The following is a 26,407-nucleotide window of genomic DNA, read 5'->3' as shown; positions in this document are numbered from 1 at the left end:
ACATGGGAAACTGCGGAGACTTCGATGACCTCGCTCAACGCCATCGCGCAAAAGCTGGTGGAGCCCGGCCGGGGCATCCTTGCAGCTGACGAGTCCGAGGGTACCATTGCCAAGCGTTTTGCGCTGATCGGCCTGCCGGTGACGCTCGAAAGCCGCCGCGACTATCGTGAAATGCTGTTCCGCTCGACCGAAGCGATGACCAAGTACATTTCGGGCGTCATCCTCATCGAGGAGACGCTCAACCAGAAGGCCAAGGACGGCACGCCGTTCTATGAACTGCTGGCCGCCGCCGATGTCATTCCCGGCATCAAGGTCGACCGCGGCGCCTTTCCGCTTCCTGGCACCCGCGACGAAAAGATCACCGAAGGCCTCGACGGCCTGCACCACCGGCTCGAAGGCTATGCCAAGAACGGCGCCGGCTTCGCCAAATGGCGCGGCGTCATCGCCATCACCAACCAGGCACCGACCCGCAACGGCATCCGCGCCAATGCCCATGTGCTGGCGCGCTACGCTGCTGCCTGCCAGGCCGCCGGCATCGTCCCGGTGGTCGAACCCGAGGTGCTCGCCGACGGTGAGCCGGGCGATCATTCGATCGAGCGCTGCGAGGAAGTCACCCGCGAAACCCTCGATACCGTGTTCAGCGAACTCCGCCTCGCCGGCGTCGATCTCTCCGGCATGCTGCTCAAACCCAACATGGTTCTGGCCGGCGTGCGCGCCAAGGAACGGCCGAGCGTCGAGGAAGTCGCCGAGCGCACCATCAAGACGCTGCGCGCCACGGTGCCCGCCGCCGTCCCCGGCATCGCCTTCCTCTCGGGCGGCCAGTCCGACGAGCAGGCCACCGCCCATCTCTCGGCCATGAACCAGCTCGGCCCGCTGCCCTGGAAGGTGACGTTCTCCTACGGTCGCGCGCTGCAGACGGCGGCACTGATGACCTGGAACGGCGAAGAAGCCAATGTTCCGGCGGCGCAGCGCGCCTTCACCCACCGGGCCCGCATGAATGCCCTGGCCTCACGCGGCGAGTGGCGTCCCGATCTCGACATGGCGGCCTGACGCCACCTGTTTTTCCACGCTTCCGGTCCTCCCGACTGGTCTTGATGGGCGCATCCGGCGGGTGCGCCCTTTTTTTGCCGCTTAACCAGCTTCCTTCATGGCGCTAGAATCTGGCTCCACTTGACGGCAGCCAGGGATATAAGCTGAGCCATGCAGACCCAGATCTACCTGATTGCGCCCCCCGATGCCGACGCGGCATCGTTTGTTCCCCGGCTCGAAGCGCTGCTCGGGCAGCACGACGTGTCGGCCTTGCTGCTGGCGCGGGGCAACCGCGCCGAGAACGCCTATAAGGATTTTGCCCGCGCCGTCATTCCGGTCGCTCAGGCCGGAGGCTGCGCCGTGCTGCTCGAAGGTGCGCCGGGGCTGGTCAAGATGCTCGGCGCCGACGGCCTGCATGTCAGCACGGGCGCCGACGACACGCGTGAGGCCGTCGAGGCGCTGCGCCCGAAACTCATCGTCGGCGTCGGCAATGTCCGCAGCCGCGACGATGCCATGACCCTGGGCGAGCTCGAAGTCGACTACGTTCTCTTCGGCGCGCCGGACGAACCGCTGCAGCCGGCGCAGCGGGACATGGCCGCGTGGTGGGCCGAAACCATGGAAATCCCCGGCGTGCTGGTCGATCCCGCTGCCAGCCTCGACAGTTTCGACGCCGCCGGCTGCGAGTTCATCGGCCTGCCCGTGCCGGTGCTGGAGCCTGCCCGGTGAGTCGCCGCGCTACCCTCGTCGCCCTGTTGCTGGCGCTGACGGCGCCGGCGCTCGCCCAGGCCCCCAACGTCGAGGACCTGCGACCCGAGGACATGCAGTTTCCCGACAATCTGGGCATGGAAGAGCTGCCGATCCCGATCGCCCCGCAACCTGTCCCCAGCGCCGTCGAGCAGGCTCTCGATATCAGCGACGCCGTGCTCGGGCCGCGCGCCACGGTCGATCCCGCCTATGGCGCCTTCCAGCGCGGCTTCTATCTGACCGCCCTCGCCCTCGCCCTGCCCCGGGCCGAGAATGCCGACCCTGCGGCCCAGACGCTGATTGCCGAAATCTACGCCAAGGGTCTCGGCGTGCCCATGAACCAGACCAGCGCCGCAAGCTGGTATGCACTCGCGGCAAAGAACGGCGACCCCATCGCCACCTTCGAGCTCGGCCTGATGTATCAGGAAGGCCGCGGCGTCCCCAAGAGCCGCGAGAAGGCCGCCCAGCTGTTCCAGGAGGCCGCCGACAAGGGCAATATCGCCGCCATGTACAATCTCGGCCTGCTCCATATCGAGGGCAAGTTCGCCGCGCCCGACATGGTCAAGGCCGCCGAGCTGATCCGCCAGGCCGCCGATGCCGGGCTGGTCGAGGCCATGTACGATTACGGCGGCATGCTGATCGAGGGGGCCGGCGTGCCCCCCAACGCCCGGCTGGGTGCCGAGCGCATCGGCGAGGCCGCCAGACTGGGCATGGTCGCGGCCCAGGTGGACTATGCCACCCTGCTCTATCTGGGCAGCGGCATCGACAGGGATCTGGCCGAAGCCGTCAAATGGTATGCCCGTGCCGCCACGGCCGGCAACGCCGTGGCGCAGAACCGCTACGCCAAGCTGCTCGCCGTCGGCGAAGGCGTCGATCTCGACCTGGAATCGGCCGCCATGTGGCGCGCGCTGGCCCGCCGGCAGGGCCTCACCGACCCGGCACTGGACCGGCTGCTGGTCTCCATCCTGCCCGAAGAACTGGCCAAGGCCGAGGAGCGCGCGCGCTTCTGGCCCTCCGACCCGCCCGCCACAGTGGCCGCCAACGCCACCCTTCCGGCCCTGCTGCCACCCGACACCGCAACGCCATGAGCTTGCGCTGCCCGGCAATCTCGGGCAGAAGGCCGCAACCCCCGCTATTGCACAGGATCCGGCAGCGACATGCGCTCCGCACTTCTCAACATCATGGTCGGCGCCGCTACCAAGGCCGGCCGCTCGCTCACCAAGGACTTCAACGAGGTCGAAAACCTGCAGGTCTCCGTCAAGGGACCGGCCGATTTCGTCTCCAATGCCGACCGGCGCGCTGAAGAGATCGTCTTCACCGAACTGCAGAAGGCGCGTCCCACCTACAGCTTCCTCGGCGAGGAAGGCACCGAGGTGACCGGCAGCGACGGCCAGCACCGCTGGATCGTCGATCCGCTCGACGGCACCACCAACTTCCTGCACGGCATTCCGCTCTTTGCCGTCGCCATCGCCCTCGAGCGCAATCAGGAAATCGTTGCCTCGGTGATCTACAACCCGGTGATGGACGAGCTCTATACCGCCGAAAAGGGCGGTGGCGCCTGGCTCAGTGACCGCAAGCGCCTGCGCGTTGCCGGCCGCCGGCACCTCGCCGACGCCGTCATGGTCACCGGCATCAATTCGCAGGGCCGCGACATCGACGTGCAGGCGATCAAGCAGATTGCGCATGTGACGCCGGCCGTCGCCGGCATCCGCCGCACCGGTTCCGCCTCCACCGACCTCGCCTGGCTCGCGGCCGGGCGCTTCGACGGCTACTGGGAAGCCGGTCTCAAGCCCTGGGACGTGGCACCCGGCCTGCTGATGGTCCGCGAGGCGGGCGGCACCATTACCGACTTCAACGGCAAGCCCGGCAGCGTCTGGAACGGCGAAGTGGTCGCCGGCAACGAGAATATCCAGGGCCAGTTGCTCAAGGCCCTGCGCGCTGCGCGCTGACCCCTGCCGGTCCCCGGCAAACCGGCAGATGCCGGGGGACTGGGGGCCAATGCCATTGTCACGCCATGGCGCTATGCGTAAGCTTTAGAACGATTTGCACCGCAACGAGGCTTGGACCGTGTCGCAGAATTACGACCCCTATCACCTCGCCAGCCCCACCGTTTACCTGATCAAGATTCTGGTCTTCTTGATCCTCGTGGTGCTGGTTGCGGCGATCCTGTCGAGTCAGCTGATCCTGTTCTTCTGGGCCAATCCGTTCATCAACAGCCTGATCTTCCTGGTCATGGCGATCGGCATCATTCTCAGCTTCCGCCAGATCATCCGGCTGTTCCCCGAGATCCGCTGGGTGAACTCGCTGCAGGACGGGCAGATGCCCGCATCGCAGCCGCATCTGCTGGCCCCGGTGGCCAACCTGTTGCGCGACCGACTCGGCGAGGCAGTGATCACGCCCTCCTCGATGCGCTCGATCCTCGATTCGGTGGGCAATCGCCTCGACGAGGCCAAGGACACCTCGCGCTACCTGACCGGCCTGCTGGTCTTCCTCGGCCTGCTCGGTACCTTCTACGGCCTGCTCGAAACCGTCACCAGCGTCGCCGGCACCATCCAGGCCCTCGACGCCACGTCCGGCGACACCGCAACCCTCTTTTCCAATCTCAAGAGCGGCCTTGCCGCGCCGCTGGGCGGCATGGGCACCGCCTTCTCGGCCTCGCTGCTCGGCCTGTCGGGCTCGCTGATCCTTGGCTTTCTCGACCTGCAGTCCAGCCAGGCGCAGAACGCCTTCTACACCGACCTCGAGGACTGGATGACCTCGATGACCGAACTCGACCATCCCATGACGCAGATGCAGATGTCCGGCCTAGGCGTCTCCGGCGACGAGATGCAGTCCATGATCGAGCAGCTCGGCACCACCATGCAGAACTCCAATTCGAGCCAGAACGCCATCCGCGCCATGGCCGAGCTGGCCCGCGGCATCGATGGCCTGGTCAAGCACATCCGCGCCGAACAGGCCGATCTGCGCGTCCATATCGATGAACAGGGCGAGACCAACAGGAAGCTGCGCGAACTGATCGAAGCCATGCTGCGGGAGGGCGACGGCGACCGTCGCCCGAACTAGGCCAGGAGCCGCCAGATGGCCTCGTCCCGCTCGCGCCGCTCCCAGGTGACCAACTACTGGCCCGGCTTTGTCGACGCCCTGTCGAGCCTCCTGCTCGTCATCATCTTCCTGCTCTCGCTGTTCATGCTGAGCCAGTTTTTCCTCGGCCAGGAAATCCTCGGCAAGGACACCGCCATGTCGCGGCTGAACTCGCAGATCGCCGAGCTGACCGACCTGCTGCAGCTGGAACGCGGCAATTCCGACGACCTCGAGTCCACCATCTCCAGCCTGCAGGCGACCCTCGCCGGCGCCCAGAACGACAAGGCCAGCCTCGAGGCCCAGCTCGCCGGCCTCGGCACCGGCGATTCCGGCAAGGACGCCACCATTGCCGGGCTGCGATCCGACCTGGAAGACCAGCAGGACCTCTCCGCCGACGCCATGGCCCAGGTGGCCCTGCTCAACCAGCAGCTGGCCGCGCTGCGCACCCAGATCGGTGCACTGGAGGAAGCCCTCGAGGCGTCCGAAAGCCGCGATACAGAAAGCCGCACCCAGATCGCCGACCTGGGCAAGCGCCTCAATCTCGCCCTGGCCCAGCGTGTCCAGGACCTATCGCGCTACCGCTCCGACTTCTTCGGCCGCCTGCGCCAGATCCTCGAAGGCCGCGCCGACGTCCGCGTCGTCGGCGACCGCTTCGTGTTCCAGTCCGAGGTGCTGTTTGCCGCCGGTCTCGCCGATATCTCCGAGGCGGGCAAGGCCGAGCTGGCCAAGCTGGCCGGTGCCATTCGCGAGCTCGAACTGGAAATCCCCGACGATGTGAACTGGGTGCTGCGGATCGATGGCCACACCGACAAGCGGCCGATCAACACCCCGCAATTCCCGTCCAACTGGGAGCTGTCCGCCGCCCGCTCCATCGCCGTGACCAAGTACCTCGTCGCCGAGGGCGTCTCGGCCCAGCACCTGGTGCCTGCCGGCTTCGGCGACAGCCGCCCGATCGATGCCGGCGACAGCGAAGACGCCTATGCCCGCAACCGCCGCATCGAGTTCAAGCTCACGGAGTAGTCCTAGTCGCGGCCGTGCTCGCGGCCGGCCGCCGGCGTCTCTGCCCGCAGCAGTTCGGCGCAGGCCTTGTCCCCCGCGCCGGTGCGGCGGCAGTCGGAAAGCTTGACGAAATAGCGCTTGAAGCGTCGCAGGTCTCGTTTGGCCATGATCCTACCCGGTACTCTGAAATCAATGGATTGAAGCTTATTCGGCCGCCAGCGGGTCGCTGAGCCGGAACTGCAGATTGGCAAGGTCGGCATAGCGGCCGCCCTTCTTGACCAGCTCGTCATGCGTCCCCTGGTCGATCAGGGCGCCCTTTTCGAGCACCAGGATGCGATCGGCATCACGGATGGTCGCCAGCCGGTGCGCGATGACCAGCGTCGTCCGGCCTTCCATCAGGCGTTCCAGCGCCATCTGCACCAGCCGCTCGCTTTCCGCATCAAGGGCCGACGTCGCCTCGTCGAGCAGCAGGATCGGCGCGTCCTTGAGCAGCGCCCGCGCAATCGCGATCCGCTGCTTCTGTCCGCCCGACAGCATGACGCCGCGTTCGCCCACCACGGTGTCGTAGCCCTGCGGCAGCTCGGAAACGAACTCGTGCACCAGCGCCGCCCTCGCGGCTGCCTCGACTTCGGCTTCGCTCGAATCGGGTTTGCCGAAGCGGATGTTCTCCGCCACCGTGCCCGAGAACATCACCGGGTCCTGCTCGACATAGGCGAAGCGATGCCGCAACTCGTGCGGATCGACCTGGCGGATGTCGATGCCATCGACCAGGATGCGGCCGCTGCTGACGTCGTAAAAGCGCTGCACCAGCGCGAAGACCGTGGTCTTGCCGGCGCCCGAGGCGCCCACCAGCGCCACCGTCTCGCCATTGCCCACGGTAAAGCTCAGCCCGTCGATGATCGGATCGCCATCACGTGTCAGATAGGCGAAATGCACATCCTCGAACTGCACCGTCCCCAGTGGCGGCTCGGGCATCGGCACGGGCTTGCCCGGCGCCATGACGTCGGCCGGTGTGTCGAGGATTTCCAACAGCCGCTCGGTCGCACCGGCCACCGTATTGAGCGTCCCCATCACTTCCGAGATCGAGGCGAAGGCATTGGTCGCCATCAGCGCATAGATCATGAACTGCGCGAGCTCACCGGCCGTGACCGCGCCATCGAACACCGACTTGGCGCCGAACCAAACCATGCCCACCAGCGCCACCGCCACCAGGAAGATGATCGCGCCGATCAGCACGCCGCGCGCCAGCAGGCGCTCGACTTCGGCCTGGAAGCTGGCTTCCGAACGCCGGGCGTACTCGACGCCCTGCGGCACTTCCTGCACGAAGCTCTTGATGGTCTTGGTGGAGCTCAGCGACTCCGTCGCCATCGCCGACATGTCGGCCAGCGCGTCCTGGGTGCGGCGGCTCATGCCGCGCAGCCGGCGGCCGAGGTAGATCACCGGGATGATGATGGCCGGCACCACGATGACCACGGCGAGCGTCAGGTAGGGGCTGGTAATGAACATCAGCGCAATGGCACCGATGATGGTCACCAGCCCGCGCAACGTCATCGACAGGCTCGAGCCGATGGCATGGCGGATGGTTGCCACATCACCGTTGAGCCGCGAGGTCAGTTCACCCACCCGGTGCGTGTCGAAGAACGTCGCGTCCAGCGTCAGCAGGTGCTCGAACACCGCTTCGCGCAGGTCCGCCAGCACGCGTTCGCCAATGATGGAGATGAAATAGAAGCGCGCGCCTGACGAGATCGCCATCACGGCGGCGATCAGGATGACCAGCCAGCCATACTGCGCCACCATGCTCAGGTTCTGCTCGACAAATCCCTGGTCGATGATCCGTCCGGCCAGTGCCGGAATGGCCAGCGAGGTAATCGCCGCGATCAGCAGGAAACCGATCGTCAGCGTCAGCCGCCACGGATAGCGGATGACGAACGGCACCAGCCGGCGCAGGGGTTGGATCAGCTTGCGGTCGGCTTTTTTCTTGGCCTCTGCCTGGGCTTCTGTCGAAGCGGCGCCGGCCATGTTCGTATCCGTCATGCGACCCATCCTGAAATCGCCCCCGATATAGGGAGGTTGCCGCTGCCTCGCAACTTCATTCCCCCCGCGTGCGGCGATCCGCGCCCCAAACACCGGCGATCGCACCTGCGGACTTGCAGAGGCCGTGGTTTTTCTCTATGAACCGCGCCAATCCCGATCAACGGCTCGCCGGGCGCCAAGACTGCGCCCGTTTGTTTTGAGGCACTGCCATGAAGAACGACACGCATCCCGACTACCACATGATCACCGTGACGATGACCAACGGGACGACTTTCCAGACCCGTTCGACCTACGGCAAGGAAGGTGACAACCTTCAGCTCGACATCGATCCGACCACCCACCCGGCCTGGACCGGCGTCACCGGCAACCTGCTCGATCGCGGCGGCCGCGTCACGCGCTTCAAGGACAAGTTCAAGGGCCTCGGCCTCTAGGCCTGACGGTCTGCCTGAATACAAAACCCGGCGTCACGCCGGGTTTTTTGTTGTCTGTATCCGGCGCCTGGCCTAGCGGCGCAGTTGCCCGAAAGCGGCCTTGAGCCGGCTCAACTGGTCGGAAATGCTGCCGGCAGCGTCTTCGGCCGGCAGGTCCGGCACGCCGCCACGCTCCAGCCTGTCGAACTGGATCACGCGCTCGAACAGCCGGTCGCCCTTGCCGATATAGTCCCGCAGGCGCTCGGGCAGGTCGGCATAGCCGGGCCCGCCGCGTTCCGACGGCGTCGCCGAGAACTTCACCTTTTCTTTTTCCGAACGGGCGTTTTCAGCGCTCAACTCGCCTTCATTGACGGCCCGCTGCAGCAGCAGCCATGAGGCCAGCTGCATCAGTCGCGTCGTCAGTCGCATCGATTCTGTGGCATAGACGAACGAGGTTTCACGGGCCAGCGCCCGGCTTTCCCCCCGGCCTTCCCCGTCGAGATAGGCCGCAACCTCCTCGATCAGCACCATGCCTTCGCGATAGAGCATGTCGAAGCCACCGGACGCCACGATCCGTGGGCCGATGGCAATCGCCTGAGCCTTGTCTCGAATATCGTCCAATGTCCTGCCCGACGGTTTGGGATGATTGCCTGACCTTACCCCCAATGGGGCATGGTCGTCACCCGTTCCACTCAGCTGTGCTTGAAAGAGCCTTAATCGCAGGCCGTTCGCCACCCGCCCCCGAAAAAGAAAAAAGAGCCGTCGAAACGGCTCTCGAAGTTAACAGGGAGGCGTCAAACAGAGGGAGAAACCACTCTGTAAAATCCAGCGAACCGGATGAATTGAAGGTTACCGCCAACAGTTTAATTGAACGTTAACAGGACTCGATTTCTTAACCTTGAGCAATCGTAACCGCTCCGATCGAGGCTAAGTCTCAGAGCTTGAACAGTGAATCTGCTGCCGCCTTGGTATTCATGCGGGCGCCGACCGCCTCCTGCAGGCGGGAAATCTCCTGATGCAGCAGCGATATGCGCTCGTTGAGTTCCTCGATCGACATGGTGTCGATCGGCATGCCCACCTCGTGCGACTTCGCCTTTCGCGGCGTGTCCTCGTCAAACATCTCGTGCTCCCTTGTCTCGCAGCAGAATTCTACGCTTTCGCACTTGCGAGGCAAGCTTGCCTCCCCCTAACTGCACGCATGACCCTCCCATCGACCATGCTGGCCGTCACCATTGCCGCCCCTGGCGGTCCCGAAGCCCTGCAGAGCGCCGAAGTGCCTTTGCCCGTGCCCGCCCCGGGTGAAGTGCTCATCCGCGTTGCCGCCGCCGGCATCAATGCCCCCGATCTCGCGCAGCGACGCGGCACCTACAACCCGCCGCCCGATGCCTCGCCGCTCCCCGGCCTCGAGGTGGCGGGCGAACTGGTCGACACGGGCCAGAAGGTCGTCGCCCTCTGCAATGGCGGCGGCTACGCCGAATATGTTGCCGTGCCCAACGGCCAGGTCCTGCCACTGCCCGATGGCTGGGGCCTCGTCGCCGGCGCAGCCCTGCCCGAGACCTTTTTCACGGTGCAGCAGACGCTCGTCATGCGGGCGGGACTGTCGGCCGGCATGCAGGTCCTCATCCATGGCGCGGCCGGCGGCATCGGCGGCGCCGCCATCCAGATCTGCCGGCTCTACGGCGCCAATCCGATCGCCGTGGTCTCCTCCCCCGAAAAGGCCGCCTATGCCCGGGCACTCGGCGCCGCCGAGGTCATCGATCATTCGCGCGAGGATTTCGTCGTCCGCGCCCGCGAACTGACCGATGGTCATGGCGTCGACCGCGTCCTTGACATGGTCGGCGGCGATTATCTGCCGCGCAATATCGAGGCCTCGGCCCGCGGCGGCCATATCGTCCAGATCGCCTCGATGGAAGGCCGGAAGTCGGAAATCAATGCCGGCACGCTGGTCATGAAATGGCTCACCCTGTCGGGATCCACCCTGCGGCCGCAGAACAGTGTGGCCAAGGCCGCCATCGCGCAGCGCCTGCGCCGCGATATCTGGCCGGCCCTCGCCGATGGTCGCATCAGGCCGCCGCGTATCCGTGCGCTGCCGCTCGAGGAGGCCGCGCGCGGCCACACGGCGATGGAACGCCGCGACAACTACGGCAAGATCATCATGCTCACCCGCTTTGGTGCGGGGTTTGCCGACAATTCAATTGAAAAACTCTGATCCGCCCAATATATTACCGCTTAATCCCCCCTCAAACTGAGCCGATGGGCGGGCGGACCGGGTGAAACCGGCCGCACTGAAAGAGAGATATTTATCATGGCCACTCCGCTGCTTATGCCGAAGGCGACCGCCGTCTGGCTGGTCGACAATACGGCGCTGAGCTTTGACCAGATCGCTGCGTTCTGTTCGTTGCACCCGCTTGAAGTGCAGGGCGTCGCCGATGGCGACGTTGCCGGCGGCATCATGGGCGCCAATCCGATCCAGAACGGACAGCTGACGCGCGAAGAGATCGAGAAGGCCGAGGCCGATCCGAGCTACCGCATGAAGATGAGCGAACCCAAGGTTCGCGTCGCGGCGGTCAAGCGCAAGGGTCCGCGCTATACCCCGATCTCGCGCCGCAACGAGCGCCCCAACGCCATCAAGTGGCTGCTGCGCAACCACCCTGAGCTCAAGGACGCCCAGATCATGCGTCTGGTCGGCACCACCAAGTCGACCATCGACTCGGTGCGCGAGGGAACGCACTGGAACACCGCCAATCTCGCCGCCATGGACCCGGTGACACTCGGCCTCTGCAGCCAGATCGACCTCGATCTCGAGGTCAAGCGCGCCAGCAAGGGCACCACCACCCCCGACGAGGCCGATCAGGGCACCATGCTGCTGAGCGCCGAGGAAGCGCTGCAGAGCGCCGGCAGCCGCTCCCCGGGTGGCAGCAACGATCCGGCGCTCAAGGAGGAGGTGCAGAAGGAAGAGCAGATCGACGCCGACTCGGTCTTTGCCAGCCTCAAGTCGACCAGACACGACGACGACGAAGACCACCTCTAGGCGGCATAGAGCGTCCGCAAGCGCTTCGGGGGAACAGTCATGGAAGACAATTTCCTGGTCGCGCTCTTCGCGTTGCTGGCGGCAACAGTTGCACTGGTGCCGCTGGCGCGATGGGCCGGGCTGAGCTCGGTCCTTGGCTATCTGGCGGCCGGCACGCTTGTCGGCCCCTATGCTCTGGGTCTGGTGACCGACACCGACCTCATCCACCGGATCGCCGATTTCGGCATCGTCATGATGCTGTTCCTGATCGGCCTCGAACTGCATCCGGCCGACCTCTGGCGCATGCGCGCCCAGGTGCTGGGGCTGGGACTGACCCAGCTGGCCGGCACCACTGTCGTCCTCACCCTGATCATCATCACGCTGGGCTTCTCCTGGCAGGCGGCCCTGATCATCGGCCTGGCGCTGTCGCTCAGTTCCACCGCCATCGCCATGCAGACCGTGGCGCAGCGCTCGATCAGCAAGACCGATACCGGCCGCGCCTCGCTGGCAGTACTGCTGGTGCAGGATGTAGCGGTGATCCCCATCCTCGCCATCATCCCGCTGCTGGTGCTGATGACCGGCTCGCCCGTTGAGGCCATTGCCGATGGCGCCGTCGAGGCCGTCGAGCAGGTCGGCAACCCGGGCGGCTGGCTGCTGGCCGCATCGGTGGTCGGCACTTTCGTCGCCGCAGTGCTGGGCGGCCGCTTCGTCATCCGGCCACTGATGCGCTTCGTCGCCCTTTCCCACGCCCGCGAAGCCTTCACCGCCCTGGCCTTGCTGCTGGTCGTCGGCGCCGCGCTTGGCACCACCTATCTGGGCATGTCGCCGGCGCTCGGCGCCTTCATCGGCGGCGTGCTGCTCTCCGACAGCGAGTACCGCCACGAGCTCGAGGGCAACCTCGCCCCCTTCAAGGACCTGCTTCTCGGGCTGTTCTTCATTTCCGTCGGCATGTCGATCGACTTCTCCGTGCTCATGGATCACCCGCTGGTGGTTTTGGCGCTGGTCGCCGCGCTCATCGGCGTCAAGATGCTGGTGCTTTTCGTCCTCTCGACCTTTTTCAGGATGCATATCGGCGACCGGCTGCTGCTGGCCATCCTGCTCAGCCAGTCGGGCGAGTTCGCCTTTGTCATCCTGCAGTTCGCGCAGAACGCCAGGGCCCTGTCGCAATATGAGAACGATCTACTGACCGTCGTGGTGGCGCTCTCGATGGCCTCCACGCCGCTGCTGCTGCTGGCTTTCGACAAGCTGTGGGCACCGCGCCATCGCGGCAGCGAGAAGGCGCGGTCAGAGCCTGAAACCATCGATGAAAAACACAAGGTCATCGTTCTCGGCTATGGCCGCTTCGGCCAGATCGTCACCCGCATGCTGCGCGCCCAGGGCTTCCAGATGACCCTGATCGACGACGATCCGGCGCAGATCGAGCTGGTCCGCCGCTTCGGCGTCAAGGTCTTCTACGGCGACGGTGCCCGCCTCGATATCCTGCACGCCGCCGGGGCTGCCGAAGCCCGCATGATCGTCATCGCGGTGGCCGGCGGCGACCGTATCCTGCAGATCGCCGAGCTGATCCGCCGCAACTTCCCGCATATCGTCGTCGCCGCCCGCGCCATCGACCGCAGCCATGCGCACGACCTCATGGCACTGGGCGTCACCGTGTTCGAGCGCGAAACCTTCCGCTCCGCCCTCAGCCTCGGCCAGAAGGCGCTCGAGGCCCTGGGCTACAGCCCCGAGTCGGCCCAGCGCCTCGCCGCGGCCTTCGAGGCGCATGACAGCCGCCTGCTCGAGGAATCCTACGCCCTGCGCAACGACCAGGACGCCTATGTCGGTTTGGTCCGGCGCTCCTCCGAACTGCTCGACGCCGTCATGCAGGCCGACCGCATCACGCCGCGCGCCGCCGAAATCGAGGATGCTGATATTGACAAGCCGGGCAAGGCAGGGTCCGACTAGCCGCCCCGACTCCCCGCCCGAACACGGCCCCCCGTCACATGCCCGATCTCTATTTCTGGATTATCGCGGTCCTCGCGGTTTTCATTGTTGCGCTCAGCAAATCCGGCCTCGTCGGCAGCCTGGGCATGGTTGCCGTCCCCATGCTGACGCTGGTGATGCCCGCCCGCGAAGCGGCCGGCCTCATGCTGCCGCTGCTGCTGGTGATGGACGCCATCGCCGTCTGGACCTACCGCAAGGATTGCGACTGGCGCATTCTCCGCCTGATGCTCCCCGGCGCCATGGTCGGCACGCTGATCGGCTGGGCCCTGTGGAGCATTGTCAGCGACGACATGGTGCTGCTCTTTGTCGGCGTCGTCACCATGCTCTTCATCCTCGATGCCCTGCTGCCGCTACGCAACAAACTCGAGGGGCTGCCGCCGTCAAAGCCCTGGGGCGCGTTCTGGGGCGGCTTTGCCGGCTTCACCAGCTTCATCAGCCATACCGGCGGACCGCCGTTCCAGATCTACGTGCTGCCGCAGAAGCTGACACCGGTGAACTATGCCGGCACCACCGCCTTCTTCTTTGCCATCGTCAACACCTCCAAGCTGATCCCCTATTTCTTCCTCGGTCAGCTCAATCCCGCCAATCTCACGCACGCCGCCATCCTGGCGCCGCTGGCCATTGTCGGCGTCATGGCCGGCGTCTGGCTGGTCCGCCGCATCTCGGTCAAGCGCTTCTACCAGCTCACCTACTGGCTGGTGTTCCTGCTGGCCATCAAGCTGATTGCCGACGGGGTGCAGGGCGTGTTCTTTTCTGCCCCGGTGGCCTGACCGACGGAGCCTGCCATGCCAACGCCCTACCGGCTCGATCACATCGCCCTGCTCGTCCGCGATCTCGACGAGAGTGTCGCCTTCCTCGTCAATGTGCTGGGTCTGCTGGAAATCCCCAACCCGATGGGCGGCACATCGATCCGCTGGATCGAGATCGGCGATGGCCGCCGCTTCCACGTGCAGGCCGGCGATATCTCGAAGGTCCACGTCGAAAAGCGGACGCATTTCGCCCTCAGCACCCCCGAGTTCGACGCGACGCTGGCGCGCTTCCGCGCCGCGGCAATCGACTTCTCGGACATGCAGGGCACTCCCGGCGCCATCAACACCCGGCCCGATGGCATGCGGGCGGTCTTCCTGCGCGATCCCAACGGCTACTGGTTCGAGATCAACGATTTCAGTCATCCCCCCTGACGCCGGGCAACAAAAAAGGCCGCGGCAGTTGCCGTGGCCTCCCTAACACTCGGAATACGCGCGCCTTACGCCGCGGCGCGAGATTGCATTCGAGAAATTTCGTCCTTTATCTCTAGCTTCTTGCGCTTTAGCGCCGCGATTAGCAGGTCGTCGTGGCTCAGGTGACCCATTTCAGCTTCGATCTCACGATCCAGCTGCATATGACGCCGCTCGAGTGCAGCGAGGTGGCCTTCAGTCGTCATGACAACTCCTTTCAAGCGTTTCGAACGACTCGATCGTCACAAAAAATTCACGCGATGTCGATGGGGACAAACGAAGAGTTGAGAACCCGGGTGCGAATCCGTGGTCGATCGGTTAACTCTTGATGACTGGGTTCAGGGGTGAACCTGCTGGAACGCGCACAATCATGATGCCGCTCAACAAGGATCAGGAAATCGCTCTGGGCGCCGAACTGGCCAGCAAACGGCAGGAGCACGCCGACCTCGACGCCGCCATCCAGACCCTGCAGGCCTCCGGCCTTGCCGACCAGATGCTGATCCAGCGCATGAAAAAGCGCAAGCTGGCACTCAAGGACCGCATCGCCCAGCTCGAGAACCTGCTGCTTCCCGACATCATCGCCTGACCGCCGGGCCTACGCATCGCTCCGCACTTGACGACCAACCGACGGTCGGTCAATTTGCCGCCGGTTCGAAGCGGGAGCAGCGTCATGCGTATCGTCAAGTCCGCCGAAGTGCGCAAGCAGGAACTGCTCGATTGCGCCATCGGGCTGTTTGCCACGCGGGGCTATGAAGAGACCTCGATCAACCAGATCATTTCGGCCCTCGGTATTTCCAAGGGCGCCTTCTACCATCACTACTCCTCCAAGGAGGATCTGATCGAGGCGCTGGCCGAGCGCGCCGCCCGCATGGCCGCCGACCGGGCCCGCGACGTGCTCGAGGACCCTTCTCTGGATGCCTTCGAGCGGCTCAGTGTCTTTCTCAGCCTGATGCGCGCCAGCAAGATCGAGGCTGCGCCAGAGCTGAACGCTGCCTTTGCGGTCATCTTCCAGCCCGGCAATTCCGCCCTCTATGAACGCAGCCAGGCGGCCACCGCTGCCGTCGTGCGGCCCATCCTGGCGCGCATCATTGCCGAGGGCGTCGCCGACCGCACCTTCGACACCTCCGATCCCGACGAGGCTGCCGAGATCATCATTCATCTCATGGGCTCTGTCCGCGGCCTCGTCGGTGAACTCTGCCAGACCGGTTCGTCTGACCACCTCGATGACACTGTCGCGCGCCTGCTCAAGCGCATGGCGTTTCTCGCCACCGTGGTCGATCGCATACTCGGCATTCCCGAGGGCAGCATCGAGTTTGTCGATGAAACCGTGGTACAGGACCTGACCGAAAACCGGCGCAAGGGCTTCTGCGCCGCCTGAACCGGGCCATGGCGGCTTGAAGGCCTACCGCCTTTCCGCTACACGCAACTCTCGCTGAGCCCCCGAGGATCCTGGCCAATGGTCACAGCACCGCCCGTCGCCATCGTCATGGGTAGCCAGTCCGACTGGCCCACCATGCGCAATGCCGCCGAAACGCTCGATGCGCTCAAGGTCGACTACGAGGCGCGCATCGTGTCGGCGCACCGTACCCCCGAGCGCATGTATGATTTTGCCCGCTCGGCCAAGTCCGAGGGCTTCAAGGTCATCATTGCGGGAGCCGGCGGTGCCGCACACCTGCCCGGCATGATTGCTGCCATGACCACCCTGCCCGTCTTCGGCGTCCCCGTGCAGTCCAAGGCCCTCTCGGGTCAGGACAGCCTCCTCTCCATCGTGCAGATGCCTGCAGGCGTCCCGGTGGGCACGCTGGCAATCGGCAATGCCGGGGCCACCAACGCGGCCCTGCTCGCCGCCGCCGTCCTGGCGATCTCCGACCCCGAACTCGACGCCCGCCTCGTCCACATGCGACGTGACCGGGCCGATGCGGTTCCCCTGTTCCCGAGCGATGATGGCCAATGACACGCCGCTGCCCCCCGGCAGCACAATCGGTATTCTCGGCGGCGGCCAGCTTGGCCGCATGCTGGCCCTCGCTGCGGCGCGCCTCGGCGTCCGCAGCCACATCTATTGCCCCGATCCGCAGAGCCCGGCCTTCGACGTCACGCCCTACCGGACCGTTGCTGCATACGAGGATGAGGCCGCACTGGCGGCATTTGCGGCGCAGGTCGATGTCGTCACCTATGAATTCGAGAACGTCCCGGCCCAGACTGCCCGTTTCCTCGCCGGCCTCAAGCCGCTGCGACCGGGTGCCGATGCGCTCGCCATTGCCCAGGACCGGCTGGCCGAAAAGGCCTTCCTGACCGTCAACCGCATCGACGTGGCGCCGTTTGCCGCCGTCACCAACCTCGACAACCTCGACCAGGCCATGGCCGAGATCGGCACGCCCGCCGTGCTCAAGACCACCCGCATGGGCTATGACGGCAAGGGTCAGCGCATCGTCCGCAATGACGGCGATGCCGGCATCGCCTTCGAGATGCTGTCGCCCAAGCCGCTGGTGCTCGAAGGCTTTATCGAGTTCGACAAGGAAATCTCGGTCGTCGTGGCGCGCAACACACGTGGCGAGGTCGCCGCCTTCGACCCGGCCGAGAACGTGCACCGCGACCACATCCTCAAGACCAGCACCGTGCCCGCCGATATCCGCAAGAAGACGGCGCGCGAGGCCAAGGCGATCGCCGGCCGTATCGTCGAGGCGCTCAACTATGTCGGTGTGCTCGGCGTCGAGTTCTTCGTGCTGCCCAATGACCGCCTGCTGGTCAACGAGATTGCCCCCCGGGTGCACAATTCGGGCCACTGGACCGAGGCCGTGTGTATCACCGACCAGTTCGAGCAGCATGTCCGCGCCATTCTCGGCTGGCCGCTGGGCGATCCGGCGCGCATGGCCAACGTCGTCATGGAAAATCTCATCGGCGACGAGATCCTCGCCATTCCGGACGATCTCGGCCCCGCGGTCCGCCCACACGCCTATGGCAAGGCCGAGTCGCGTTCCGGCCGCAAGATGGGCCACCTGAACCGCGTTGAGGCAAAATCCCGCGCGAAATAGGCGTTTTTTGCCGTGCGACAGTGTGGACAAGCCCCTGAGGTTCCTCTATATACGCGCACCACGGTGACCGGCTTTGCTGGTCGGCGCAGAGGCCTTTTGGGCTTCGGCGCTTCATTCAAACACTGATGACGATTTACGAAGGGCGGTTGCGCTTGCAAGTAGTTGTTCGCGATAACAATGTGGATCAGGCGCTGCGCGCACTGAAAAAGAAGCTTCAGCGCGAGGGTGTGTTCCGCGAGATGAAGCTGCGGAACTACTACGAGAAGCCGTCTGAAAAGAAGGCCCGTCAGAAGGCCGAAGCCGTTCGCCGCGCCCGCAAGCTGGCGCGCAAGCGGGCTCAGCGCGAGGGCGGCCTGCCCGCTCCTGCCGCCGCTGCCCGGCCGGCTCGCCCGTAGGGGCCGCTACAGATTCGAACACGAACGCCGCCCAAAAGGCGGCGTTTTTGTAGCTGTTCGGATATCCGAATTGTTGCGGGGGCAGCATGAAGGCCTTGCCGATTTTTCGGCAATGACTAGACTTCAAGGCAGGGTCGGACAGTACAAGCGTCAAACCACCACTGAGGGACTTATCATCATGAAGAAACTTCTCGCTGCTGCGCTCGCCGCGGTCGTCCTTTCCACCACGGCTGCAGTTGCCGACGCCCGCGTTCAGGTTGGTCGTCTGTCCTGCGACGTCGATGGCGGCATCGGTTACATCATTGGCTCGTCCAAGGACATGACCTGCCATTTCATCCGCAAGGGTCACAAGACCGAAGTCTACTACGGCAACATCAAGAAGCTGGGCCTCGACATCGGCGTGACCGGTCAGACCCGCATCGAGTGGCTGGTGTTCTCCGCCTCCTCGACCAAGGTTGGCCGCGGCTCGCTCAAGGGCACCTATGTCGGTGGTTCGGGTGAAGCCTCGCTCGGCGCCGGCCTCGGCGCCAACTGGCTGATCGGTGGCTCCAAGCGCGGCTTTGCGCTGCAGCCCTGGTCCATCCAGGCCTCGACCGGCGTCAACCTGACCTGGGCCTTCGCCGGCCTCACCCTCGAGTAGGCTTCGGCTCTCTGAAAAATTCGAAACGCCGGTCCTTTGGGCCGGCGTTTTATTTGGCCTTTGCCGCCTCGACCCGTGCAAAGAACGCCCTGGCCTTGTCCCAGAGCCCCGCGTCCCACAGACCGCCATGGTCGGCCCCTTCGACGATCCATAGTTCGTCCTTGTTCCGCGCCAGCCCGTGCACCCGTTCGCCATGGCTGACGCCGATCGTCTCGTCCGCCGTACCGTGCGCCACCAGCACCGGCTCGTCGACGTCCTTGATCCACTCGTCGACCCGGTACTGGTCGTGCATCAGCAGTCCCACCGGCAGGTATCCGTAGCGATCCGCCGCCACCGCCACAGCCGAAAGGAATGGCGTCTCCAGCAGCAACGCGTCGGTCTCCTTGAGGCTGGCAATATAGCTCGCCGGTCCTGCCCCCAGCGAGCGACCCCAGAGGACGATCGGATCGCCCTTGGCCGCCAGCCAGTCATAAGCCGCCAGCGCATCGGCCAGCACGTGCTCCTCGGTCACCTCGCCCGGCGATCCGGGAAAGCCGCGATAGTCGAAGGCCAGGAAGCCATAGCCATCGGCGACGAACGCCTCGTAGCGCTCGTGCTCGCGCGAAAAGCTCTGCGCATTGCCACGGAAATAGAGGATCACCGGCATGCCCGGTCGGGGCGCCTCATACCACGCCCCCAGCGGCGAGCCGTCATCGGTGGCAATGTTGACCAGTCCGGCGCTGACCAGCATCGTCTCGTCGAGCGCAAACATCCGGCCCGACCGGTCGTACTGGAAGTCGCGCTGCAGGAAATAGAGCCCGCCCAGAATGCCGAGATAGGCCAGTACACCCAGCCCCAGAAAGCCGATGGCAATCCGTTTCACCCACTTCATCCGCACGCCTCCTGTTGCCCTCTGGTTATCGCCTGGCGCACGGGCGGTAAATCCCGAAACCTGCGCCGGAGCCCATGAGGGCATGGCTCAGGCGTCGCCTCCATGCGACCTGAGCCCTGTCGAAGGACTTGACCGGACCGTGCCTGAGCGAACCTAGCGCTGCAGCTTGCTCGGATCGAGGGCGGCCTCGAAGGCCATGCCGAACACGTCCTGCGGCTGGCAGCCGGAGACGGCGAACTGGTTGTTGAAGACGAAGAACGGCACGCCCTGAATGCCCTGCTGCGCCGCTGCCACGGCGGCATCGTGGGTTTCGCCCAGTGCATCGGGATCGCGCATCACCTGCAGCGCTTCCTCGCGCGAATAGCCATGCTCGATGGCAATGTCGGCCAGCACATCGTCGTCATTGATCAGCTTGTGATCCATGAAATAGGCCCAGGTGATAGCATTGGCCAGGGCGTGCTGCGTGCCCTTCACCTTGGCCATACGCACCAGCGTATGCCCCTTGCGCGTCGGATAGCTGCGCGGCTGCCGGCTGAGATCGAGATCGATCCCGGAAAGCCGCGCCTCGTTCTCCAGCCGCTCCCACATTTCCTTGGGATCGCGGCCATACTTCTGGCGCAGCATGTCGGCCACCACCACGCCTTCATCCGGCGTGGTCGGATCGAGATAGAACGGATGGTTCTCCACCTCCACCTCGACATCGTCCGGCAGCGCCGCAATCGCCTGATCGAGCCGCGCCGCACCCACGAGGCACCACGGGCAGACGGTATCGGTAAAGAGATCGACCTTGATCTTGCGGCTCATCGGACAGCTCCTGCTTGCAAACCGCAGAAGTGCTATCCCCTGCCCCGATCTGCAAGCAGGCACATCGGCGTAACCGCCGGCGGCCGTCCCGCCCGGCTCACAGAGGTCTATCGATGCCGATGGCCGCACGCAGCCGCTCGAGATTGACGGCGTCTGCCTTGTCGAAGTCGATCCAGTAGTGGTTATGGGTGAACCTCAGGCCGAGCCTGAGCATCTCCGCATCGACATCGCGCGCGCCGCAGCCGAACAGCTTGGCCGATCCAACCTCGCTGGAAATCACATCGCCCAGCGGAAACACCACCGGGTTGAACTGGTCGTAGAGATTTGTCCACCGCACCAGGCTGAACATGGCCGCGTGATGCACCACCTTGCCGTCCTCGTCGATAAAACCGCCGGGCCTGTCATCGAAGAAATCGGCGGGCGGCGCCAGCGACAGCAGCCGCTCCTGCTTGAGCTGATCGAAGGCCGAGGCACTGTCGGTGATCAGAAACCGCGAGTGCCCGAGCGGCGAGCCGAGCGTCACGAAATCGGACACTTTCCAGGCCTGAGCCGGCACCGGCTCCGTCGGCGCGTCAGCCCTGGCATCGGCTTTCGCATCCCTCTTCGGGCGCTGCCGGAACGTCCCGAACGCCGACCATTGCGCCGCCTGGTAGTCCCGGCGCACCGCATCATTCCAGGACGGCCCCGGATGCTTGGCAATGAAATCGCGCACCCTGCGCAAACCCGCCAGTTCCGCAGTGGTCGGCGGGTTGTCCTTGGTCGGGCCGCACTGCTCCCACAGCAGCTGCAGCAGATCATAGGCCAGCACCGTGCCCAGTGAATGCGCCACCACCACGATGCGATCGTACTTGTCGTCCTCGTGCAGCGAGGTCAGCAGGTCGAGCCCGCGCTTGCGCAGCGCCTGCCGGCTGCTCACCGTATCGGTCCGTGCCCCCAGATAGCTGGCTGCATCACCGAACAGCGGCAGCACCGTCATCAGCACCAGCCGCAGGATGCCGAACAGCGCCGCCAGCGCGATCACCGGCCACGCCCCCCAGAACAGCCAAACGTAGGCCACCACGAGTGTGATCATGATCGGCCACGACAGCCATTTGAAACGCCCAAAGCGCGGAAAGCGCAGCACGGCCATGAACAAAGCCATGGCGACCACGACCGCCGCCAGCACCAGCGCATCGGGTCGCTCAAGGACACCGAGCCAGGTCCCGCCGATCAGGTAGGGAATGGCAAAGATCACCCAGGTCAGCAATCCCGCGGCGACCAGCGTCATGAGCCACAGCAATATCCACGGCCAGCGCAGGCCCGGACTCACAGTACCTGGGCTGACAAACAGCAGGCCGTCGAGCCAGGTCCACAGCCGCCGCAGCGGCGTATTGTCCAGCAGGTCGGCATAGTAGAGCTCGAAGAAATCGGTCTTCCGGCCTTCGCCGTCGGGCGTTGTGATCCGCTTGAGGTCGAACAGCCCGGTGCGGCCATCCGGCACGATGAACGACTTGCGGCCCTCCGGCGGCACGTCGCCCAGCTCGGGGTTGCGGGTCCACAGCACTTCGACAAAGGCCCGCATGGTCTCCATCGGACGCTGCTGCCCCTGGCCATGCACGATGACAATGGCCTGCCGCGCGATATCTGCCTCACGTGTCTTTCGGGTCTGTCGCATTGTCTGCCCCCGCTCCGGCCACACCTGCCTGAAAACGGCAGCAACATCGGCGAGCCGACTCGGAGTCTATACAGTAGTTCTCAATAAGGCGACTCCAATACTATACGTATAGTCCTGCATCCCGGGTGAGAAATTGGCGATCTTGTTGCCCTTGTCTGCAGTCTGCGTTCGTCAGTTGAAGGCCAGCACCGCGCTCACAATGATGCCGAGGATCGAGAGCCGCGTGACCCACCCCATGACCTTGGGGTTGAGCGCACCGGGCTTCAGCGCCACGGCCGCGACCATGGCGGCGAGGACAACCCCGACAAGGCCCATCTTGGCCCAGAACCAGGCGTTCATGCCGTCCACCCCGCCATAGCGCACCAGCATCATGGCGACGCCCGACAGCACCAGTACGCCGAACGCCACCCGTGCGTTGAGGCTCAGCCGCTTGCCGATACCGGCAAAGGCCGGGCGGCTGTCAGCGCCCGCCTTGGGCGCAAAGCTCATCACCACCGGCATGGCGACCGTTGTGGCGGTGCCCACCACCAGCGCAATGAAATGCGTGATCAGCAGACCCTGAAAGACCATATCCATGTGAAACCTGCCCCTGTGAAAACGAGACCCTACCGCTACAACCTCAAGTCAACTTGAGGTCAAGCTGCTTTTCGGATCTCGACGTCCCGCAGCTACGGCGCGCTCAGTTCTCGATCAGCCGATACTCTGCCGGCACCCGCAGGATCTCGCTGGTGCAACCCGCGCCCTCGTAGCTGAGGGCAATGCCCTCGCAATAGCCGATGGCTTCGCCCCAGCTGGCGTGATCCGCCTCCGGCAGGCTGGCCACGGCGCCAAGTTCCACGAACGATCCGTGCGTGACGATCAATGCCCTGCCACCATCGGGCAGTTCTGCAGCGATCTCGCGCCAGAGCCGCGCCAGCGCAGCGGCGAACGGCCCCGCCGCTCCCCCCGCGGTCACCGCCTGCGCCACGCGCGCAAAGGGGCTCGGCCAGCCGACCTCGGCCATCACCGCATCGGGCACCTCGCCCAGCACCTCCAGCGTCCGGTTGACCTCAAAACCCATGGCAATCGCCGTCTCCACCGCCCGCGGGATGGTGCTGGTCACCACCAGGTCGAACGGTGCGCTGCCCGCCGCCACCCGTCGCGCCAGCGCAATGCCCTCGCGCGACAGATGCGCGCCCGGCTTGCGCCGCATCGTATGGCGTCTGACCTCGAGTAGGCGCATGCCCGATCCTCCAGAAGCAAAGGCTACCCGCCGGCGGCTGTGCTACCTGTCGGTTGAGCACTGCCCGATCCGCACCCCTACCGACCGTCTCGGCCGCGCCGGACCCGGTCGGCGACGCCTGATTGCGCCGAAGGCTGATCAGAAAATCGCGTCGACCAGAACGCTGCCGGCCATGAACAGGATCGCCAGTGATCCGGGCGTCCATAGCATCGCGCGAACGTCGTGAATCTGGCCGGTCAGATAAGCGGCGAAGTGCAGGAGCCGGGTGATCACATAGCCGAAGAAGAGAATCTGCGCCAGCAGGAGCGGCGGCGACGAGACGACGTAGAGCATTCCGGCCACGAGGAAATAGGGAAGGTTTTCGAGATCGTTCTGCTGGATCCGGCGAATGCGCTCGACGCGATCGTTGGGGGCCAGCTGCTCGGGATGTGGTTTTGGATTGAAGGGCGTCTTCTTCGCGTCTTCGGGGCTGCGAAAGCCGCCGTTCTCGGTCAACATCCTGACCACGGTCAGCCACGACATGGCGACGCCCTTGATGATCATGATGCTCGCCGCAATGGCATATGCGACAAAAACGGGATTGCTCAGGTTCAACTGGTCCACGCGGATTTCCTCACTGCGCCACCCTGCCGGGCAAAACTGACTGCAAGTGCAATTTTTAGACCGACGGTCGAAAAAGTCAAGCGGTGGACACTTAGTCGACCGCCGACTAAGATTCTGGCGGGAATCTCAACTATGGACCACGCTATGCCCTCCAAAGACGACCCCTCGCCAGTGGTTGCGGAAACCGCCACCCGACGCGCCCGGCAGCAACGCCGACGTGATCGCTCGCGCGAGGAAATCCTGGAAGCGGCACGCAGCGTTCTCTTGAAGAAGGGCCTCGCCGCAATGACGCTTGACGCTGTCGCGCGGGAAGCCGGCATGTCGAAAACCGGGCTCTACTACTATTTCCCCTCGAAGGACGCGTTGGTGTTCGAACTGGTCTTTGCCGCACTCGAAAGCCACGCCTCGGCCGTCAGCGGCGCCGTCTCCGGCAGCGAAAACGGGGGCGAAGCGCTCGGCGCGATCATCAAAGAAACCGTGAACAGTTTCGCCCCCCGCATGGACGATTTTCGTCTCGCCTTCATGCTGGGACAAGTGGCGACCGCGGGCAGCGTCACGCTCTCTGCCGATCAGATCGCGCGTATAAGGCCGCTGAACAATCTCTTGCTCGGTGGCGCCAGCGCGCTGATCACGGCAGAGCGGAAAGGCCGCAAGCCCGCTGTCGCAATCGAACCCAGACTGCTGGCCTTCCTCGCCTATCTCGCGGCCATTGGACAACTGACCATGAAGGGTCTGGTCGAGGCGCAGGGCGACCCTCTGCTCTATTCCGATGAGCAAATTGCCGACGGCTTCGCTAAAATCTTCGAACTTGCTACCGACCGCTGACCGGACGCGTCGAAGCCCCCACCGACCTCCACGAAAACTACTTAATCAATCCAATTATTCTTTGCGCAACGAGATGACAATACACGAATATAAAGAAGTATACGCCATGCGTTACAGAATATCCTCCGCCGGAGGTAAACGGAAGAACAACTGCGGCGACCAAAAAACCAAGTGCAATCGCGTTCGATGTGGCCGCGAATAGCTTGATTTGTTCGTTGTATGCTGGGCGACGGCTGAGATCCGTGGGGTAGTGTTCGGACAAGGAGTGCAGGATCTGGCGGAGAATGAATGCCACCAACGCCCCTCCAAGTAGGCCAATCAATTGGTCGATTGGCTGCCCAAGAAGGGTCGGGGGAAGAATCGGTTTCAGAAGTGGAACGCCGACAAAGTACAAAGGCAACAAATAGAGCCATCTGAGCACTTTATCGACGCTCATTTCGGAGCGCCTAGTGCGCCATCGCCTTGACGATGTCCTCGGTCATCTTCTTGGCGTCGCCGAACAGCATCATGGTGTTGTCGCGGAAGAACAGCTCGTTCTGCACGCCCGCATAACCGGCCGCCATGCCGCGCTTGATGAACAGCACCGTGCCGGCATCCTCGACGTTGAGCACCGGCATGCCGTAGATCGGCGAGGTCTTGTCGGTCTTGGCCGCCGGGTTGGTCACGTCATTGGCGCCGATCACGAAGGCCACGTCGGCGCCCTTGAACTCGGAATTGATATCCTCGAGTTCGAACACCTCGTCATAGGGCACATTGGCTTCCGCCAGCAGCACGTTCATGTGCCCCGGCATACGCCCCGCCACCGGATGGATGGCATACTTGACCTCGACGCCGGCCGCCTTGAGCACGTCGGCCATTTCGCGCAGCGCATGCTGCGCCTGGGCCACGGCCATGCCATAGCCCGGCACAATGATGACCTTGCTAGAGTTCATCATCAGATAGGCGGCGTCGTCGGCCGCACCCTGCTTGACCGGACGCGTCTCTTCCTCGCCCGAACCGGCGGCGGCGCTGTCGCCGCCGAACCCGCCCAGGATCACCGAGATGAAGCTGCGGTTCATCGCCTTGCACATGATGTAGCTGAGGATCGCGCCCGACGAGCCCACCAGCGCGCCGGTGATGATCAGCGCGGTATTGCCCAGCGTGAAGCCGATGCCCGCCGCTGCCCAGCCCGAGTAGGAGTTGAGCATCGAGACCACCACCGGCATGTCGGCGCCGCCGATGGGAATGATCATCAGCCCGCCCAGTACCAGCGCCAGGATCGTCACCAGCCAGAACCAGATCGGGTCGGCCGTCACCGCAAACTGATAGACGAAGAACACCAGCACGAGACCGAGCACGATATGGATCGCGTGCCGGAACGGCAGGATGATCGGTTTGCCGCTCATGTTACCATTGAGCTTGGCAAAGGCGATCACCGATCCGGTGAAGGTGAAGGCGCCGATGGCAACGCCAAGGCTCATCTCGATGATGGCCTGCGTGTGGATATGACCCGGCGTGCCGATGCCGAAGGCCTCCGGCGCATAGAGCGCCGCCGCCGCCACGAACACGGCGGCAAGGCCCACCAGCGAGTGGAACGCCGCCACCAGCTGCGGCATGTCGGTCATCTTGACCGTCCGCGCCATATAGGCGCCGATGCCGCCGCCGATCCCCAGGCCGCCGATGATCAAGAGCCAGCTGACCCAGTCGGACACACCCGCCACCAGCAGCGTGGTGACGATGGCGATGGCCATGCCCACCATGCCGAACATGTTGCCCTGTCGGGCCGAGGCGGGGCTGGAAAGGCCGCGCAGCGCCAGGATGAAGAGGACGCCGGCAACCAGATAGGCAAGTGCCGCGATATCAGCAGAAATCATC

32 protein-coding genes are annotated in these 26,407 nt (G+C 64.6%); 19 read left to right on the top strand and 13 right to left on the bottom strand.

The annotated features are described in order from the left end of the window. Positions 1–24 precede the first annotated feature (24 nt). The 6 genes from AC0L4C_RS09205 (at position 25) to AC0L4C_RS09180 (ending at position 5,874) form a co-directional block, all read left to right on the top strand. On the top strand, positions 25–1,050 hold the full coding sequence (locus AC0L4C_RS09205) for a class I fructose-bisphosphate aldolase (RefSeq protein ID WP_473403335.1): 1,026 nt from the start codon (positions 25–27) through the stop codon (positions 1,048–1,050). A 150-nt stretch (positions 1,051–1,200) separates the two neighbouring features. Further along, positions 1,201–1,755 (top strand): thiamine phosphate synthase, encoded by a 555-nt coding sequence (locus AC0L4C_RS09200; RefSeq protein ID WP_473403334.1) that lies wholly within the window; start codon positions 1,201–1,203, stop codon positions 1,753–1,755. Next, positions 1,752–2,861 (top strand): tetratricopeptide repeat protein, encoded by a 1,110-nt coding sequence (locus AC0L4C_RS09195; RefSeq protein WP_473403333.1) that lies wholly within the window; start codon positions 1,752–1,754, stop codon positions 2,859–2,861. The genes AC0L4C_RS09200 and AC0L4C_RS09195 overlap by 4 nt, the downstream gene beginning before the upstream one ends. Positions 2,862–2,930: 69 nt before the next feature. Further along, the gene (locus AC0L4C_RS09190; RefSeq protein WP_473403332.1) at positions 2,931–3,722 is read left to right on the top strand and encodes an inositol monophosphatase family protein; all 792 of its coding nucleotides are present in this window, start codon (positions 2,931–2,933) and stop codon (positions 3,720–3,722) included. A 118-nt stretch (positions 3,723–3,840) separates the two neighbouring features. Further along, the gene (locus tag AC0L4C_RS09185) at positions 3,841–4,836 is read left to right on the top strand and encodes a flagellar motor protein MotA (protein WP_473403331.1); all 996 of its coding nucleotides are present in this window, start codon (positions 3,841–3,843) and stop codon (positions 4,834–4,836) included. A gap of 15 nt (positions 4,837–4,851) precedes the next feature. After that, positions 4,852–5,874: a peptidoglycan -binding protein gene (locus AC0L4C_RS09180; RefSeq protein WP_473403330.1), complete on the top strand. Its 1,023-nt coding sequence runs from the start codon at positions 4,852–4,854 to the stop codon at positions 5,872–5,874. Positions 5,875–5,876: 2 nt separating this feature from the next. Here AC0L4C_RS09180 and AC0L4C_RS09175 read toward each other — a convergent pair whose 3' ends face one another. Together AC0L4C_RS09175 and AC0L4C_RS09170 are read right to left on the bottom strand one after the other, a co-directional pair. After that, positions 5,877–6,020, bottom strand: a complete 144-nt coding sequence (locus AC0L4C_RS09175) for a hypothetical protein (protein ID WP_473403329.1) — start codon at positions 6,018–6,020, stop codon at positions 5,877–5,879. Positions 6,021–6,057: 37 nt separating this feature from the next. Beyond that, a complete protein-coding gene (locus tag AC0L4C_RS09170) occupies positions 6,058–7,887 on the bottom strand; it encodes an ABC transporter transmembrane domain-containing protein (protein ID WP_473403328.1) in 1,830 nt (609 codons plus the stop codon). A gap of 209 nt (positions 7,888–8,096) precedes the next feature. Here AC0L4C_RS09170 and rpmE point away from each other — a divergent pair, with 209 nt between their 5' ends. Further along, on the top strand, positions 8,097–8,318 hold the full coding sequence (gene rpmE, locus AC0L4C_RS09165; protein WP_473403327.1) for a 50S ribosomal protein L31: 222 nt from the start codon (positions 8,097–8,099) through the stop codon (positions 8,316–8,318). A 72-nt stretch (positions 8,319–8,390) separates the two neighbouring features. On the opposite strand, the gene rcdA is transcribed toward rpmE, so the two are convergent. Both rcdA and AC0L4C_RS09155 read right to left on the bottom strand, forming a co-directional pair. Further along, complete coding sequence (gene rcdA / locus AC0L4C_RS09160) at positions 8,391–8,918, bottom strand: protease adaptor protein RcdA (RefSeq protein ID WP_473403326.1); 528 nt, start codon at positions 8,916–8,918, stop codon at positions 8,391–8,393. A gap of 313 nt (positions 8,919–9,231) precedes the next feature. Then, complete coding sequence (locus AC0L4C_RS09155; protein WP_473403325.1) at positions 9,232–9,417, bottom strand: DUF1192 domain-containing protein; 186 nt, start codon at positions 9,415–9,417, stop codon at positions 9,232–9,234. A 78-nt stretch (positions 9,418–9,495) separates the two neighbouring features. Here AC0L4C_RS09155 and AC0L4C_RS09150 point away from each other — a divergent pair, with 78 nt between their 5' ends. The 5 genes from AC0L4C_RS09150 to AC0L4C_RS09130 all read left to right on the top strand — a co-directional run bounded on the left by AC0L4C_RS09150 (position 9,496) and on the right by AC0L4C_RS09130 (position 14,471). Beyond that, on the top strand, positions 9,496–10,506 hold the full coding sequence (locus tag AC0L4C_RS09150) for an NAD(P)H-quinone oxidoreductase (RefSeq protein ID WP_473403324.1): 1,011 nt from the start codon (positions 9,496–9,498) through the stop codon (positions 10,504–10,506). Between the two features lie 96 nt (positions 10,507–10,602). Further along, positions 10,603–11,328, top strand: a complete 726-nt coding sequence (locus tag AC0L4C_RS09145) for a DUF1013 domain-containing protein (RefSeq protein ID WP_473403323.1) — start codon at positions 10,603–10,605, stop codon at positions 11,326–11,328. Between the two features lie 39 nt (positions 11,329–11,367). Next, a complete protein-coding gene (locus tag AC0L4C_RS09140; RefSeq protein WP_473403321.1) occupies positions 11,368–13,251 on the top strand; it encodes a monovalent cation:proton antiporter-2 (CPA2) family protein in 1,884 nt (627 codons plus the stop codon). A gap of 38 nt (positions 13,252–13,289) precedes the next feature. Continuing rightward, positions 13,290–14,060: a sulfite exporter TauE/SafE family protein gene (locus AC0L4C_RS09135; RefSeq protein WP_473403320.1), complete on the top strand. Its 771-nt coding sequence runs from the start codon at positions 13,290–13,292 to the stop codon at positions 14,058–14,060. 15 nt (positions 14,061–14,075) lie between these two features. Further along, positions 14,076–14,471 (top strand): VOC family protein, encoded by a 396-nt coding sequence (locus tag AC0L4C_RS09130; RefSeq protein ID WP_473403319.1) that lies wholly within the window; start codon positions 14,076–14,078, stop codon positions 14,469–14,471. A 65-nt stretch (positions 14,472–14,536) separates the two neighbouring features. Here the strand turns inward: AC0L4C_RS09130 and AC0L4C_RS09125 are convergent, their stop codons facing one another. After that, complete coding sequence (locus AC0L4C_RS09125; protein WP_473403318.1) at positions 14,537–14,713, bottom strand: YdcH family protein; 177 nt, start codon at positions 14,711–14,713, stop codon at positions 14,537–14,539. Between the two features lie 164 nt (positions 14,714–14,877). Between AC0L4C_RS09125 and AC0L4C_RS09120 the strand changes: the two genes are divergently transcribed. From AC0L4C_RS09120 to AC0L4C_RS09095, 6 genes are all read left to right on the top strand, one after another. Continuing rightward, positions 14,878–15,093 carry a YdcH family protein gene (locus AC0L4C_RS09120; protein WP_473403317.1) on the top strand — a complete coding sequence of 72 codons (216 nt, stop codon included), beginning with the start codon at positions 14,878–14,880 and terminating at the stop codon, positions 15,091–15,093. Between the two features lie 84 nt (positions 15,094–15,177). Beyond that, positions 15,178–15,885 carry a TetR/AcrR family transcriptional regulator gene (locus AC0L4C_RS09115; protein ID WP_473403316.1) on the top strand — a complete coding sequence of 236 codons (708 nt, stop codon included), beginning with the start codon at positions 15,178–15,180 and terminating at the stop codon, positions 15,883–15,885. Between the two features lie 78 nt (positions 15,886–15,963). Continuing rightward, positions 15,964–16,461, top strand: a complete 498-nt coding sequence (gene purE, locus AC0L4C_RS09110; RefSeq protein WP_473403315.1) for a 5-(carboxyamino)imidazole ribonucleotide mutase — start codon at positions 15,964–15,966, stop codon at positions 16,459–16,461. Next, the gene (locus tag AC0L4C_RS09105; RefSeq protein WP_473403487.1) at positions 16,451–17,539 is read left to right on the top strand and encodes a 5-(carboxyamino)imidazole ribonucleotide synthase; all 1,089 of its coding nucleotides are present in this window, start codon (positions 16,451–16,453) and stop codon (positions 17,537–17,539) included. Before purE ends, AC0L4C_RS09105 begins: the two co-directional genes overlap by 11 nt. A 152-nt stretch (positions 17,540–17,691) precedes the next feature. Beyond that, entirely contained in the window at positions 17,692–17,934 is a 243-nt protein-coding gene (gene rpsU / locus AC0L4C_RS09100; protein WP_055046207.1) for a 30S ribosomal protein S21, read from the top strand. Between the two features lie 178 nt (positions 17,935–18,112). Then, positions 18,113–18,574: a DUF992 domain-containing protein gene (locus AC0L4C_RS09095; RefSeq protein ID WP_473403314.1), complete on the top strand. Its 462-nt coding sequence runs from the start codon at positions 18,113–18,115 to the stop codon at positions 18,572–18,574. Between the two features lie 49 nt (positions 18,575–18,623). On the opposite strand, the gene AC0L4C_RS09090 is transcribed toward AC0L4C_RS09095, so the two are convergent. From AC0L4C_RS09090 to AC0L4C_RS09065, 6 genes are all read right to left on the bottom strand, one after another. Next, positions 18,624–19,445 carry an alpha/beta hydrolase gene (locus tag AC0L4C_RS09090; protein WP_473403313.1) on the bottom strand — a complete coding sequence of 274 codons (822 nt, stop codon included), beginning with the start codon at positions 19,443–19,445 and terminating at the stop codon, positions 18,624–18,626. A gap of 153 nt (positions 19,446–19,598) precedes the next feature. Beyond that, on the bottom strand, positions 19,599–20,249 hold the full coding sequence (locus tag AC0L4C_RS09085) for a DsbA family oxidoreductase (protein ID WP_473403312.1): 651 nt from the start codon (positions 20,247–20,249) through the stop codon (positions 19,599–19,601). Positions 20,250–20,346: 97 nt separating this feature from the next. Further along, positions 20,347–21,903 (bottom strand): hypothetical protein, encoded by a 1,557-nt coding sequence (locus AC0L4C_RS09080; RefSeq protein ID WP_473403310.1) that lies wholly within the window; start codon positions 21,901–21,903, stop codon positions 20,347–20,349. A 171-nt stretch (positions 21,904–22,074) separates the two neighbouring features. Continuing rightward, positions 22,075–22,479, bottom strand: a complete 405-nt coding sequence (locus tag AC0L4C_RS09075) for a hypothetical protein (protein WP_473403309.1) — start codon at positions 22,477–22,479, stop codon at positions 22,075–22,077. A gap of 103 nt (positions 22,480–22,582) precedes the next feature. Next, positions 22,583–23,125, bottom strand: coding sequence for a histidine phosphatase family protein (locus AC0L4C_RS09070; RefSeq protein WP_473403308.1), 543 nt, complete (start codon positions 23,123–23,125; stop codon positions 22,583–22,585). 138 nt (positions 23,126–23,263) lie between these two features. After that, positions 23,264–23,728: an MAPEG family protein gene (locus AC0L4C_RS09065; RefSeq protein WP_473403307.1), complete on the bottom strand. Its 465-nt coding sequence runs from the start codon at positions 23,726–23,728 to the stop codon at positions 23,264–23,266. Positions 23,729–23,872: 144 nt separating this feature from the next. On the opposite strand from AC0L4C_RS09065, the gene AC0L4C_RS09060 reads away from it, so the two are divergent. Beyond that, positions 23,873–24,553, top strand: coding sequence for a TetR/AcrR family transcriptional regulator (locus AC0L4C_RS09060; protein WP_473403306.1), 681 nt, complete (start codon positions 23,873–23,875; stop codon positions 24,551–24,553). A gap of 37 nt (positions 24,554–24,590) precedes the next feature. On the opposite strand, the gene AC0L4C_RS09055 is transcribed toward AC0L4C_RS09060, so the two are convergent. Both AC0L4C_RS09055 and AC0L4C_RS09050 read right to left on the bottom strand, forming a co-directional pair. Further along, the gene (locus tag AC0L4C_RS09055; RefSeq protein ID WP_473403305.1) at positions 24,591–24,989 is read right to left on the bottom strand and encodes a hypothetical protein; all 399 of its coding nucleotides are present in this window, start codon (positions 24,987–24,989) and stop codon (positions 24,591–24,593) included. Positions 24,990–24,999: 10 nt separating this feature from the next. After that, entirely contained in the window at positions 25,000–26,406 is a 1,407-nt protein-coding gene (locus AC0L4C_RS09050; protein ID WP_473403304.1) for an NAD(P)(+) transhydrogenase (Re/Si-specific) subunit beta, read from the bottom strand. Position 26,407: the final 1 nt, after the last annotated feature.

This window comes from Devosia sp. J20-27 (assembly GCF_055808595.1).
The sequence above is the reverse complement of the archived record's forward strand: the minus strand, read 5'-3'. Positions and strand labels throughout refer to the sequence as shown.